Here is a 12256-nt window from a genome sequence, read left to right on the forward strand (position 1 = left end):
AGCGTCGTGTCGGTCTCGTGCCCAACGGCGGAGATGACCGGGATGACGCTCTCGGCGATCGCGCGGACCACCGGCTCCTCGTTGAACGCCCAGAGATCCTCGATCGAGCCGCCGCCGCGCGCGACGATCAGCAGGTCGGGCCGCTCGCCCTCGGGCATCGCGCCAAAGCCGCGCACCGCCGCCGCGACCTGGCCCGCAGCCCCCTCGCCCTGCACCAGGACAGGCCAGAGCAGCACATGGCTGGGGAAACGATCCGCCAGCCGGTGCAGGATGTCGCGGATCACCGATCCGGTCGGCGACGTCACCACGCCGATGGTGCGTGGCAGGAAGGGCAGCGCGCGCTTGCGCTGCTGGTCGAACAGGCCTTCGGCGGCGAGCCGCGCCTTCAGCTTCTCGAGCAGCTGCATCAGCGCGCCCTCGCCCGCGAGTTCGAGCGATTCGATCGTGATTTGGTACTTGGACCGGCCGGGAAAGGTGGTGAGCTTGCCGGTGGCGATGACATCCAGCCCATCCTCGGGCCGGAACGGCAGCCGCTGCGCCGTGCCCTTCCAGATAATCCCGTCGATGACCGCCTTGTCGTCCTTGAGCGCGAGATAGCAATGGCCCGATGCCGCGCGCTTGAAGCCCGAAATCTCGCCGCGAATCCGCACATGCGAAAACCGGTCCTCGACCATGCGCTTCAACTGCCCGGAGATTTCCGAAACCGACAGCGGCGGGGCGTTGTCGCCGGGGGGCATCTGGGCTAACAGCCCGCCCGAACGTGAAGACACATCATCTGAAAAGGGGTCGGGCATGAATATCCTGCTGGTGGGAAGCGGTGGACGCGAACATGCCCTGTGCTGGAAACTGGCGCAATCCCCGCAGGTCGAAAGCATCTTCGCCGCGCCCGGGAATCCGGGGATAGCCGAACATGCCAGCTGCGTCGCGCTCGATGTGACCGATCATGCAGCGGTGGCGGCCTTCTGCGCCGAAAAGGCCATCGGCCTGGTGGTGATCGGTCCCGAAGCGCCGCTGGTGGATGGCTTGGCGGATAGCCTGCGCGCCGCCGGTGTGCCGGTGTTCGGCCCTTCGGCCAGGGCGGCGCAGCTCGAGGGGTCCAAAGGGTTCACCAAGGCGCTGTGCGACCGCGCCGGCATTCCCACCGCGCGCTATGTCCGCGCCAGCCATCGTGCCGAAGCGCAGGCCGCGCTCGCCGGGTTCGACCTGCCCGTCGTGATCAAGGCGGACGGGCTGGCCGCGGGCAAGGGCGTGATCATCGCCGAGACCGCCGAGCAGGCCGAGGACGCGATCGGGCACATGTTCGCCGGAGCGTTCGGCGAGGCCGGGGCCGAAGTGGTGATCGAGGAATTCATGACCGGCGAGGAGGCGAGCTTCTTCGCGATCACCGACGGCAGCGCGATCGTCGCCTTTGGCTCGGCGCAGGACCATAAACGGGTGGGTGAAGGCGATACCGGGCTCAACACAGGCGGCATGGGCGCGTACAGCCCCGCACCGGTGCTGACGCCCGAGCTCGAAGCGCAGGTGATGGAGCGGATCATCGCGCCCACCGTCGCCACGCTCGCGGCAGAGGGCATGCCCTATTCGGGCGTGCTGTTTGCCGGACTGATGCTGACCGGCGAAGGCCCCAAGCTGATCGAATATAATTGCCGCTTCGGCGACCCCGAATGCCAGGTGCTGATGACCCGGCTGCAGAGCGATCTCGCCGAACTGCTGCTCGCGACCGCCAAGGGCGAGCTTGCGAGCTGCCCCCCTCCCCGGCTGTCGGACGATTATGCCCTGACCGTGGTGATGGCGGCCAAGGGCTATCCCGGCACGCCCGAAAAGGGTGGCGCGATCACGCTGGGCGATGTCGGCACTGCCAAGGTCTTCCACGCGGGGACCGCGCTGAAGGACGGCACGCTCGTCGCGAATGGCGGCCGCGTGCTCAATGTCACCGCGACCGGCGGCAGCGTCACCGAAGCGCAGCGTGCCGCCTATGCCGCTGTCGATGCGATCAGCTTCCCCACCGGCTTCTGCCGCCGCGACATCGGCTGGCGCGAAGTCGCGCGCGAGCGAGACTAAAGCGCCGCCAGCACCGCGTCGCCGATCGCGACGGTGCCCATGTTGCCGCCGAGGTCCGCGCCCAGCGCGCCCGCGTTGAGCGCGCTCGCCACCGCCGCCTCGATCCGTGCAGCTTCGGCTTCCAGGCCGAAACTGTGGCGCAGCATCATCGCCGCGGAGAGGATCATCGCGACCGGATTGGCGAGGCCCTTGCCCGCAATGTCGGGCGCGCTGCCGTGGATCGGCTCATACGCGCCCTTGGTGCCGAACGCGGTCTGCTCCGCACCCAGCGAGGCCGAGGCGAGCAGGCCGATCGAGCCGACGCACATGCTGGCCTGGTCGGACAATATGTCGCCGAACAGGTTGCCTGTGACAATGGTGTCGAACTTGCCCGGCGCGCGGACGAGCTGCATCGCGGCATTGTCGACATACATGTGCTCGAGCGTGACATCGGGATAGTCCGCCGCGACCTCGATCATCACGTCGCGCCACAGCTGCGAGGTCTCGAGCACATTGGCCTTGTCGACCGAGCACAGCCGGCCCGAGCGTCCCTGGGCGGTGCGGAACGCAACATGCGCGATACGGCGGACCTCGCTCTCGCTGTACGACATGATGTCATAGCCCTCGCGCTGGCCGTCACTGGTGGTGCGCATGCCCTTTTCGCCGAAATAGACATCGCCATTGAGTTCGCGCACGATCATCAGGTCGATCGCGCCCGCCACCTCGGCCCGCAGCGAACTGTGCGCTTCCAGCCCCGGAAACACCTTGGCCGGGCGCAGGTTGGCGAACAGACCCAGCTCCTTGCGCATGCCCAGCACCGCCTGTTCGGGGCGCAGATGCCGCTCCAGCCCGTCGCACGCCGGATCGCCCACCGCACCGAACAGGATCGCATCGCATTCGCGCATCAGCGCCAGCGTCTCGGGCGGCAGCGGATGACCATGCGCGCGCCAGGCGGCAGCGCCGACCAGCCCGTCGTGCAATTCCACTCCCGGCAGATCGAGCGCGCGCAGCACGCGCACCGCCTCGGCCATGATTTCAGGGCCGATGCCGTCACCGGGGAGAATGGCAATTTTCATGGGGTCATCCTGTCTGTTGTGGAGGCGCGCATAGCGTCCAGCGGCGCATTTCCGCAACATTGTTTTGCTCGGGACGAATTCAGACCGCCATGCGGCGCACCCGGTCGAGAAGCATCGCGCGTGCGGCGAGCGCGTCGGCGCGGCGATCGGTGAAGAACTGGCGCTCGATGAAATGGCCGGTCAGCGCAAAGCCCTGCATCAGTTGCTCCCAATCGGGCTCATCAGCGCCGGTCATGAACGCCGGCAGCACGAGCAGCTTTTCGGCATAGACCCCGGCGGCATGCACCGACACCGCACGCCCGGTGCGCGGGCTGACATAGGCGAGGTCCGCGCGCTCGCCGGTCACCGCGCAACGCTCCAGATCGAGTCCGAAGCCCAGTTCGGCCAGCAGCAGCGCCTCGTACCGCACCATCGCGCGCAGCCACCAGCGGGCCGAGGGGGCGGCGCAGACCAGATCGAGCAAGGCCGCCAGAGCCGCATAAAGCCGCGGAAACGGCTGATCCTCCGGCGCGACGGTGGCGGTGAGCAGGGTCACCCATTCGAACGCCGCCGCAGCGAGCGGCTCGCTGTAGAAGGGCGCGCGGCTCTCCGCGAGTTCGACCGTCAACCCGGCAAGCTGATCGTTCACCCGGCTGCGCAGCTCCGCCGTGACGAGGTTCGCGGGCATCAGCACCGGGCGCAGGGCCGTCGACCGCCCTCCCCGCACATAGCCCGATTGCAACCCATGATCGGGCGTGAACAACCGCACCACCGCCCCATGCTCCCCATGCCGCCGCACGGTGCAGATTATGGCAGGGGTGCGGATGACGGGCATGCCCCCACCTAATCCAGATCAGGAATCCGATCCAGCTTGTCGCCGACCCACACCTTGATGAGCGCTTTGATAGAAACGCCCCGCCTTTCAGCAGCCAGATCAAGTCGGCCCTTCATTGCCGGGGGCAAATTGAGAACGACACGTACCCTATCGAGATCTTTCGCCGCCACTCGCACCTCATTCCTGCCCATCGAGGCAATCCTGCAACGAAAGCGAAAGTAGGCGATCAGCCTACAAGAATACAGGTCCGCCGGAACAGTCGGCTCGAAAATGGATGCAATGATTTAGACGAATTCCACGGCCGCACCTGACCTTGCCGAGGCCTCGGCAGCGCGCATCAAGACCGTCAGGCAATAGGCTTCCACCCCGTATTGCTGCCAGAGCGGACCTGCTTGCGCAGGATTATCCGCAAACTCCCATAGCTGCTCGTCTTGCGTTGTCAGTCCTTCAGGAAGATCGATCAGCGACGCCAGTAAATGGCACTCTTCCCACAAAATGGGCGCAGAGCCCACCATGTAACCGACACCCTCGCGCTGCGGCACACTGCGATCAAAAATGACGTTCTCCAGTCGCCGTGGAAGATAAAAGCCTTCACAGTCGGAATGCAGAAGCAAATGAGCAAACGGCGGTGCCGTCCTTGGCTTCACGAAACGTGAAAACAGCCCGCGTCTCTCAGTTGCCGCGATATACGCGTTATGCTGGGCATAAAGCTGGTCCAGAAGGGGGATTTGATCGATATCGGCATGAGGCACTGGTGGAGGCAATGCACCTTCAATCACCCAATGCGCTGCGAGCCGGCGAACCATGTGTAGACCGTTATAACCCCACATCTGCGCTTCGAATACATCGCCATCCGCGATTTCCAGAGGTTCGTGATGCGGGGGTTGGCCTGCTTCGACAAGAACTTCATTCAGGGACAGAAAAGGTTCAAAAATCGGCTGGAATTCTTCATCCGAAAGCTCTTGGCGGGATTGAGCGAGCCAGCCAACAACTACATCCAGTCCCATAAAATATCATCCGCCAGAAATTGAAATTGATCGTTAAATCATCCCCGGAAGAAATCATAGATGCTCTGCGCCATCGCCTTGGAGACGCCGGGGGCCTTTTGCAGGTCATCCAGGCTGGCGCTGCGCACTGCGCGGGCGGTGCCGAAGTGCATCAGCAGCGCGCGCTTGCGGGCCGGGCCGATGCCGGGCACGTCGTCGAGCGGGCTGGTGGTCATCGCCTTCTTGCGCTTGCCGCGATGCGCGCCGATGGCAAAGCGGTGCGCCTCGTCGCGCAGGCGTTGCAGATAGAACAGCACCGGGCTGTTCACCGGCAGCGTGAATTCGCGGCCATCGGGCAGGAAGAAGGTCTCGCGGCCGGCATTGCGCTCGGGCCCCTTGGCGACGCCGACCAGCGGCACATCGTCGATGCCCAGCCCTGCCAGCGCCTCCATCGCCGCCTTGAGCTGACCCTTGCCGCCATCGACCAGCACCAGATCGGGCCAGTCGCCGCTGCTGCGATCGGGATCCTCGTTCTGCGCGCGCGCGAAGCGGCGTTCGAATACCTCGCGCATCATCGCATAGTCGTCGCCCGGCACCGTCTCGGCGCGCTTGATGTTGAACTTGCGATAGGCCGCCTTGCGAAATCCCTCGGGCCCCGCGACGACCATCGCGCCCAGCGCATTGGTGCCCTGGATATGGCTGTTGTCATAGACCTCGATCCGGTCGGGCGGACCCTCGAGCCCGAACAGTTCGGCCATTTCGGTGAGATGCTTGGCGGTGCTGGCGCTCTCGGCGACGCGGCGCTGCAGCGCCTCGGTCGCGTTGCGCTGCGCCTGGTCGATGAGCCGCTTGCGTTCGCCGCGCTGGGGGACGAGCAGTTCCAGCTTGCCCGTTCGGTTGGCGGACAAGGCCTCGAGCATCAGATCGCATTCGAACGGCTGCCGGTCGGTCAGGATCAGCTTGGGCGCGGGCATGTCCTGATAGAATTGCATCAGGAAGCTGGTGAGGATTTCCGCCTCGTCCATGTCCTGGACGTGCGCCGGGAAAAAGCTGCGATGGCCCCAGTTCTGCCCGGCACGGATGAAGAAGGCCTGGATGCAGACGGTGCCGCCCTGGCTCGCCATCGCGAACACATCGGCATCGGCAATGCCCTGCGCGTTGACCGCCTGGCTGCCCTGGATGAAGGTCAGCGCCTTCAGCCGGTCGCGATAGGCCGCCGCGCTCTCGAAATCGAGCGCCTCGGCCGCCGCCTCCATCTTCGCGCCCAGCTTGGCCTGCACCTCGGTCGACTTGCCGGTGAGGAAGGCGCGCGCATCGGAGACCAGCGCGGCATAATCCTGCTTGCTGATTCGGTCGACGCACGGCGCGGAGCAGCGCTTGATCTGATAGAGCAGACACGGGCGCGAACGGTTGGCGAAGAAGCTGTCCGAGCACGAGCGCAGCAGGAACAGCTTCTGCAGCGAGTTTAGCGTGCTGGTCACCGATCCCGCACTGGCGAAAGGCCCGAAATACTGGCCCTTGTATTTCTGCGCGCCGCGATATTTGGACATGCGCGGAAAGTCATGGTCCTCGCGAAGCAGGATATAGGGGAAGCTCTTGTCGTCGCGCAGCAGCACGTTGTACGCGGGGCGATAGCGCTTGATCAGCTGCGCCTCGAGCAGCAGCGCCTCGGCCTCGCTGTTGGTCGTGACGATCATCATCGACCGGGTGAGCGAGACCATGCGCTGCAACCGGCGCGGCAGCTTGTCGACCTGGGTGTAATTGGTCACCCGGTTCTTGAGCGCGCGCGCCTTGCCGACATAGAGCACATCGCCGCGTGCATCGAGCATGCGGTAGACGCCGGGGCGGGCCGGCAATGTTTTCAGCGTGCTGCGGATCGCCGCGATACCGGTGTCGAGATCGGGCGCATCGGCACCGCGCACGCTGTACGTCGCCGCTTCCTCGAGAAAGCGGTCGGGCGCGCGCGGGTTGCTGTCATTGGGATGAGCGGGACGACCAGCCATGAGCGTGCATGTGGCGTGGCGGGGTCAGGAGGTCAATGGGGTGAAACCGATACCCTCTCCCCCGCGCGGGAGAGGGTTGCGCAGACTTGGCAGCTTGCTGCCTAGTCGGAGCTGGGAGAGGGGGAAGCAGCACTACGGTGCCTCTGCCTCACCCTCATCCACTGCGCCTATTCGGCTACGCCGACAAGGCTCCGTATCCTTCTCCCCTCAAGGGAGAAGGTGCCGGCGCATCAATTCAGCCGGGTGCCCAGCTCGGCGACGGTGCGGTCGACCAGCGCCTGGTCGGCCTCTGCGCCATGGTTTTCGGCGATCAGCCTGGCGGCGGCGCCGGTGGCGGCCTTGGCGACCTTTTCGCGGATTTCGGCGACGGCAGCGCGTTCGGCGGCGGCGATCTTGTCGGTCGCCATCTTCTGGCGCCGCGCGATCAGGTTTTCCGCATCGGTGCGCGCCTTGGCGAGCACGGCTTCGGCTTCGGCCTCGGCGCGGGCGTTCATGTCCGCCGCTTCCTTCGAAGCAGAGGCCAGCTTCGCCTCGTACTCGGCGCGCAGCTTCTCGGCTTCGGCACGCAGCGCCTGGGCCTCGTCGAGTTCGGCCTTGATCCCGGCGATCTTGGCGTCGAGCGACGCGGCGACCGCAGCGGGAACCTTCTTCCACAGGATGATGCCGATCAGGACCAGCATCGCCGCCGAGACGAAGAAAGTGGCGTTGAGCAGATGGACGCCGCCCACCGAGGGATCGGCATGTTCGCCCGCCGCAGCGGCAAGAATGGCGATATCAAGCATCGGCCAGCGCTCCCTTGACCGCACGATTGACCTGCGGCTTGGTGATCTTTGCCGGGGTCAGCCGGGCGACGATATCCTGGGCGGCTTCGACGGCCACTGCCTCGATCTCGGTCAGCGCGGCGGTCTGCTGGGCCGCAATCGCCGCTTCGGCGTCGGCCAGATGCAGCGCGATGCCGGCATCGGCCTCGCGCACCTTGGCTTCGGCCTCGCGCGCGCCCTTGGCCTTGGCTTCCGCGGTCACGGCGAGCGCCGCGTCACGGGCCCGGGCATGGGCCACGCGATATTCTTCCTCGATCTCGTCGGCGCGCGCGTGCGCCGCCTTGGCAGCAGCGATGTCGCCGGCGATCTTCGCCTTGCGCTGATCGACCGTGCCCTGGATCTTGGGAAACATCGAACGCCCGATCACGAAGTAAATCAGCCCGAACGTGATCACCAGCCAGAAAAGCTGGGACCCGTAAGTGGTCATGATCTGGTCTATCTGGGGCATATCGAAGCTATCCGTGGATCAGAATCTTGGGGTGTGGACGGGGCCGATGCGATGACCGGCCCCGGTCCGACACAAATCAGGCAACGAAGATCAGGATCATCGCCACGACGAACGCCAGCAGGCCGAGAAGTTCGGCAGCGGCGAAGCCGATGAACAGGCGGCCCTGCTGGCCGTCGGCGGCTGCCGGGTTGCGCAGAGCGCTTTCCAGGAACGAACCGAACACGTTACCCACGCCGATGGCGGCCATGCCGGCACCGATTGCAGCCAGGCCAGCGCCGACCAGTTTTGCAGCTTCTGCGTCCATTGTAATACTCCTTAAGAAACTCGATTGGATGGAAAATTTCAGCGAAAAGAAAAAGGCTCAGTGCAGGTTCACCGCGTCGTTGATGTACAGCGAGGTGAGCAGCGCAAAGACATAGGCCTGGACGACGGCGACCAGGATTTCGAGCGCGCTGATGCCGACCATCAGCGTCAGGCTGGGCAGGCCGACCAGCAGACCGTAGCCGATACCGGCATTGGTCGAATTGATGACGAAGCCGGCCAGCACCTTGAGCAGGATGTGGCCAGCGGTCATCGCCACGAACAGTCGCAGGCCGAGGCTGAACGGACGCACCAGGAACGAGAGCAGCTCGACCACGAAGATGAACGGGATCATCGGGAGCGGCGTGCCGTGCGGAACGAACAGCGAGAAGAAGTGGAAGCCGTGGCGCGCAAAGCCGACGATCAGCACGATCGAGAAGCTGACGATGGCGAGAACGCCGGTGATCGTCAGGTGGCTGGTCACAGTGAACGGATGTCCGCCGATCACGCCGATGGGGATCAGACCGAGGATATTGGCGAACAGGATGAACATGAACAGCGAGAAGACATAAGGCGCGTACTTGCGACCTTCGGCGCCGATATTGGCGGTCATCATGTCGTCGATGAAGCCGGTAAAGCCCTCGACCATCAGCTGCCAGCGGCCGGGCACGAGCTCGCGCTTCATGCCGCCCTGCATGAACACCCAGACCGCGACCAGCGTCAACAGCATCCACAGGGCGCTGTTGGTGAAGGTGATGGTCTGGCCAGCAAGCTCGAACCCACCATTGAAGATGGGCGCGATCTCGAACTGGTGCATCGGGTCGATTTTGCCTGACTCGGCTGCCACAACCTTACCTCTTCGTCTTAATCTTCAGGCTTATCCTGCGGAGACTGCTGGTTTTTCAGCCCCGCCGAATATGCGTTGGAAACCCGGATGATGTTCCTGAAGGCCACGATGATCCCCAGAGCGAGGAACGTGATCAGGAGCCAGGGCGATGTGCCCAGCCAGCGATCGAACAGCCAGCCGAACAGCAAACCACCTGCAATTCCCCCCAGCAGATCGGCGAGCACCCGGTTGCCAAGTCGATAATTCGCATCGACCCCGCTCCCCTTGCCGCTCGCTTCGGCCTGCTCCCGCTGCGTGATATCGCGAAGCCGATCACCAATCTGATCGATCCGCGCGTCGCCGCCGACAGGGTCTTGCCCGGGTTCATTCTCTGCCATGTGCTTTACTCCCTGTTATCGGGCCTGGGCCTACGATGTTCAAAAAGCACGCAACCGGCAGCGAGCGGACCCGCCAAGGCGCGGCCCGTTTAGAAAGGGCTGGTGCCCAAGTCAATGGTCATGCTGCGGTGCGAGAAGCCGCACGAAAAAGCCCGGATTTCCGAAGAAATCCGGGCTTGATCTGCGTTAATTGCGTGCGTTGGCTCAGGGGCAGCGTGCGTCGCGCACCGGCGGACCGGCATCCCGAGTCTTCCAGCTGCCATCGGGCGCCTGGTATTTTTCGCCCGGTTTGGTGCGCGCAATGGTGTTGCAGCCCGCAGTGAAAGCGAACTGCTCGACGGTCGATCCTTCGGCCGAGGCGCGCTCGGTATAGACCTGCTTGCGCTTGAGATTGATGTCGCTGACCAGCTTCTGCAGCTGTGCATCGCCGCCGCCGACCAGGCCCAGATAGCCATCGGGCTTCTCGCCGACGCTGCCGTTCTCGCGCGCGGCTTCATAGGCCGGGTCGCGCTGCGCCATCGCGGGCATGGCCAGTCCCAGCGCCACCGCGCCCAGCAGGCCTGCCTTCAAAATCGCCCTGTTCATCAGAAAATCTCCGCATTCTCGTCGATCACCTCTTTGGCCTTGCCATCGAGCCGATAGACGACTTCCTGTTTGATATTGATGTTGAGGTTGATGACGATCGGCTTGTCGGGAGCCGTCACCGTCACGCACCCGCCCAGCAATGCGGTGGCCAAAGCCAGAACCGCCATCTGCCCCCGCAGGTTCCTCAAAATCGCCATCCTTGTCGTGCCCTTCATGGACGATCCTCGCTTTCTGGGGGCTGAATGCCCGGTTTTGCTGGCGTTGTCGAATTCCCGGAACGATTGCCGGGACCGGGATTGTTGACCTGACCCGGCAACAGCCCGAGCACGCCGGGGTCGGTGATATATTGCGTGTCGTACAGCGAGCGCGCCGAGGTGATCAGCTGGAGGAAGGGCGCAGCGATCGTCACGTTGAACTGCAGCGGCAGCTTCTCGACCTGCCGGGTGAGGAAATTGCGCGATGCCCCCTCGCCCTGGCTGAGGCCGTCGAAGCGGATCTTCGTGATGACCTCGCCCGCCAGATCGCCGTCCATCTCGACGACGAGATAGCGATAGCGCAGCGATCTCAAGGCGTTGAAGGCGAAATTGGCCATCGTGCCAAGGTCTTCATAGGTCAGCTCGCCGACATAGGCGAGCGTGCCGCCATCGCCGATCACCTCGAGCCGGCCGCCGCGCACATGGCCGCCATCCTTGTCGAATACGATCGGGATGACCCCGGTAAACTGGCCGGTGGCGTTGATGTTCTCGAAATCGAATCCGGCGAGGAACTGCGCCGCATCGACCCGATCCACGCGGAAGACCAGGCGGCGCGGCTCCTCGCTTACCAGATCGACCATGCCCGGATCGAGCAACAGCCTTCCGCCGGCAAAGGGCCATTCACCGCCTTCGACGCGCATCCTGAAGCCGGGCAGAATCTGATAGCGAATCAGTCCGTCGTAGACCGCAAAGCCCGGATTGACCTGCGCCAGCCTGACCGTCTGTCCGGGAGCCGTCTCGAAGCCCAGCAGATCGGTAAACGCGATGTCCCCCGCCAGTCCGGTGACCGGGCCGAACGCGGCGGCGAAATCGAGCGAATCGGTGCGGAAGCGACCGGTGCTCGACGTGACGCCTTGCGCAGACCAGTCGATCCGACCCTGCCCGGTCACCAGCCCGCGCGTATTGGCGATGATGCCGAGCACGATATTGCTGACCATCTCGGGCTGGAGCCGGTCATCGAAGGTCAGGGCATCAACGAACAGATCGGCATGACCCGTCACACTGGCGAGGTCATGCGCGATCGCGACGCGGACGACGGGCCGCAGGGTCTGCGGCTCGTCGAGAATGCCGGTCACCGCGATCCGGCCATCGGCGAGCGTCAGCTGCATGTCGTCGGTGATCAGCGGCTGGAAGCGTGCGGGCGCCTGGCGGTCGCGCAGCAGCCATTCCTCGCCCTGCACGTCGAGCACCGAATCGGCGAAAGACCAGCGCCCGCTGCCCCGGGTGAGCAGCAGCGGTACCGCGCCGATCGTCGCCTCGGCATCGGCATAGGCCCCGCCGAGCGCCCCGCCGAGATCGACGCTGAAATCGCCCGCAGTGATATGCGTGCCCGATGGCGCCGGGCCGATCAGCAGATCGACGTCGCTGAGGCGGGCACTGCCCGGAAAATCGAACCGTACCGCACCTGCTGCCAGCAACAGGTCGGAAGAACCCAGTTTGCCTTGCAGCCGCGTCGGCCCTGAAAGCCGCGCCGCCATCTGCAGGCCGCGCGCCCCCGTCCGGACGATCGATCCGCCGCGATCGGGGCACAGGGTGAGCGCCTGCCGCCCGCTGACGAAATTCGAGACGCGCAAGCGCTCGACCCGGACGGTCTGGCACCCATCATACATCGCAAGGCCGCCGGCCTGGCTCCAGCGCCCCTGGAGCGGGAGCGCGAGCCCGTCGACCCGGCCGCCGGGCAGCGGCCCCGAAAGCCGCGCCGCGC

Annotated in this window: 15 protein-coding genes; 1 reads left to right on the forward strand and 14 read right to left on the reverse strand. The window is 64.9% G+C overall.

The features are described 5' to 3' along the window. Positions 1-794: exodeoxyribonuclease VII large subunit (xseA, locus tag DM995_RS06525; protein ID WP_116970350.1), on the reverse strand; the 794-nt coding region annotated here is incomplete at its 3' end. Here xseA and purD point away from each other — a divergent pair. Continuing rightward, a complete protein-coding gene (gene purD / locus DM995_RS06530) occupies positions 793-2061 on the forward strand; it encodes a phosphoribosylamine--glycine ligase (RefSeq protein WP_116968886.1) in 1269 nt (422 codons plus the stop codon). The two genes, xseA and purD, sit on opposite strands and share 2 nt — an antisense overlap. Here purD and leuB read toward each other — a convergent pair. From leuB to DM995_RS06595, 13 genes are all read right to left on the reverse strand, one after another. Beyond that, positions 2058-3116 (reverse strand): 3-isopropylmalate dehydrogenase, encoded by a 1059-nt coding sequence (leuB, locus tag DM995_RS06535; protein ID WP_116968887.1) that lies wholly within the window; start codon positions 3114-3116, stop codon positions 2058-2060. The two genes, purD and leuB, sit on opposite strands and share 4 nt — an antisense overlap. Before the next feature lie 79 nt (positions 3117-3195). After that, entirely contained in the window at positions 3196-3930 is a 735-nt protein-coding gene (recO, locus tag DM995_RS06540; RefSeq protein ID WP_116968888.1) for a DNA repair protein RecO, read from the reverse strand. A gap of 8 nt (positions 3931-3938) precedes the next feature. After that, on the reverse strand, positions 3939-4121 hold the full coding sequence (locus DM995_RS06545) for a hypothetical protein (RefSeq protein WP_116968889.1): 183 nt from the start codon (positions 4119-4121) through the stop codon (positions 3939-3941). 93 nt (positions 4122-4214) lie between these two features. Beyond that, on the reverse strand, positions 4215-4937 hold the full coding sequence (locus DM995_RS21145; protein ID WP_157973097.1) for a putative DNA-mimic protein: 723 nt from the start codon (positions 4935-4937) through the stop codon (positions 4215-4217). A 38-nt stretch (positions 4938-4975) separates the two neighbouring features. Then, entirely contained in the window at positions 4976-6919 is a 1944-nt protein-coding gene (uvrC, locus tag DM995_RS06555) for an excinuclease ABC subunit UvrC (RefSeq protein WP_116968891.1), read from the reverse strand. A 230-nt stretch (positions 6920-7149) separates the two neighbouring features. Further along, positions 7150-7701, reverse strand: coding sequence for a F0F1 ATP synthase subunit B family protein (locus DM995_RS06560; RefSeq protein WP_023839595.1), 552 nt, complete (start codon positions 7699-7701; stop codon positions 7150-7152). Then, positions 7694-8188 carry a F0F1 ATP synthase subunit B family protein gene (locus DM995_RS06565; RefSeq protein ID WP_023839594.1) on the reverse strand — a complete coding sequence of 165 codons (495 nt, stop codon included), beginning with the start codon at positions 8186-8188 and terminating at the stop codon, positions 7694-7696. The genes DM995_RS06560 and DM995_RS06565 overlap by 8 nt, the downstream gene beginning before the upstream one ends. Positions 8189-8264: 76 nt before the next feature. After that, positions 8265-8492 carry a F0F1 ATP synthase subunit C gene (locus DM995_RS06570; protein WP_023839593.1) on the reverse strand — a complete coding sequence of 76 codons (228 nt, stop codon included), beginning with the start codon at positions 8490-8492 and terminating at the stop codon, positions 8265-8267. A 57-nt stretch (positions 8493-8549) separates the two neighbouring features. Further along, positions 8550-9335, reverse strand: a complete 786-nt coding sequence (locus DM995_RS06575; protein WP_023839592.1) for a F0F1 ATP synthase subunit A — start codon at positions 9333-9335, stop codon at positions 8550-8552. Positions 9336-9352: 17 nt separating this feature from the next. Next, a complete protein-coding gene (locus tag DM995_RS06580; protein WP_023839591.1) occupies positions 9353-9712 on the reverse strand; it encodes an AtpZ/AtpI family protein in 360 nt (119 codons plus the stop codon). A 204-nt stretch (positions 9713-9916) separates the two neighbouring features. Beyond that, positions 9917-10297, reverse strand: coding sequence for a YdbL family probable chaperone protein (locus DM995_RS06585; protein WP_023839590.1), 381 nt, complete (start codon positions 10295-10297; stop codon positions 9917-9919). Continuing rightward, positions 10297-10512, reverse strand: coding sequence for a YnbE family lipoprotein (locus DM995_RS06590; protein ID WP_116968892.1), 216 nt, complete (start codon positions 10510-10512; stop codon positions 10297-10299). Before DM995_RS06590 ends, DM995_RS06585 begins: the two co-directional genes overlap by 1 nt. Further along, a partial coding sequence (locus DM995_RS06595; protein WP_198669276.1) for an intermembrane phospholipid transport protein YdbH family protein occupies positions 10509-12256 on the reverse strand: 1748 nt, incomplete at its 5' end. The genes DM995_RS06595 and DM995_RS06590, both read right to left, overlap by 4 nt.

This window comes from Blastomonas sp. UPD001, from assembly GCF_003426715.1.
Classification (GTDB): domain Bacteria; phylum Pseudomonadota; class Alphaproteobacteria; order Sphingomonadales; family Sphingomonadaceae; genus Blastomonas.

What these genes read in the sequence shown, in the direction of transcription:
- DM995_RS06580 (WP_023839591.1), bottom strand. Translation starts at nt 9,712, where the DNA reads ATGGCAGAGAATGAACCCGGGCAAGACCCTGTCGGCGGCGACGCGCGG.
- DM995_RS06585 (WP_023839590.1), bottom strand. Translation starts at nt 10,297, where the DNA reads ATGAACAGGGCGATTTTGAAGGCAGGCCTGCTGGGCGCGGTGGCGCTG.
- DM995_RS06570 (WP_023839593.1), bottom strand. Translation starts at nt 8,492, where the DNA reads ATGGACGCAGAAGCTGCAAAACTGGTCGGCGCTGGCCTGGCTGCAATC.
- DM995_RS06565 (WP_023839594.1), bottom strand. Translation starts at nt 8,188, where the DNA reads ATGCCCCAGATAGACCAGATCATGACCACTTACGGGTCCCAGCTTTTC.
- uvrC (WP_116968891.1), bottom strand. Translation starts at nt 6,919, where the DNA reads ATGGCTGGTCGTCCCGCTCATCCCAATGACAGCAACCCGCGCGCGCCC.
- DM995_RS21145 (WP_157973097.1), bottom strand. Translation starts at nt 4,937, where the DNA reads ATGGGACTGGATGTAGTTGTTGGCTGGCTCGCTCAATCCCGCCAAGAG.
- recO (WP_116968888.1), bottom strand. Translation starts at nt 3,930, where the DNA reads ATGCCCGTCATCCGCACCCCTGCCATAATCTGCACCGTGCGGCGGCAT.
- purD (WP_116968886.1), top strand. Translation starts at nt 793, where the DNA reads ATGAATATCCTGCTGGTGGGAAGCGGTGGACGCGAACATGCCCTGTGC.
- DM995_RS06545 (WP_116968889.1), bottom strand. Translation starts at nt 4,121, where the DNA reads ATGGGCAGGAATGAGGTGCGAGTGGCGGCGAAAGATCTCGATAGGGTA.
- DM995_RS06560 (WP_023839595.1), bottom strand. Translation starts at nt 7,701, where the DNA reads ATGCTTGATATCGCCATTCTTGCCGCTGCGGCGGGCGAACATGCCGAT.
- DM995_RS06590 (WP_116968892.1), bottom strand. Translation starts at nt 10,512, where the DNA reads ATGAAGGGCACGACAAGGATGGCGATTTTGAGGAACCTGCGGGGGCAG.
- leuB (WP_116968887.1), bottom strand. Translation starts at nt 3,116, where the DNA reads ATGAAAATTGCCATTCTCCCCGGTGACGGCATCGGCCCTGAAATCATG.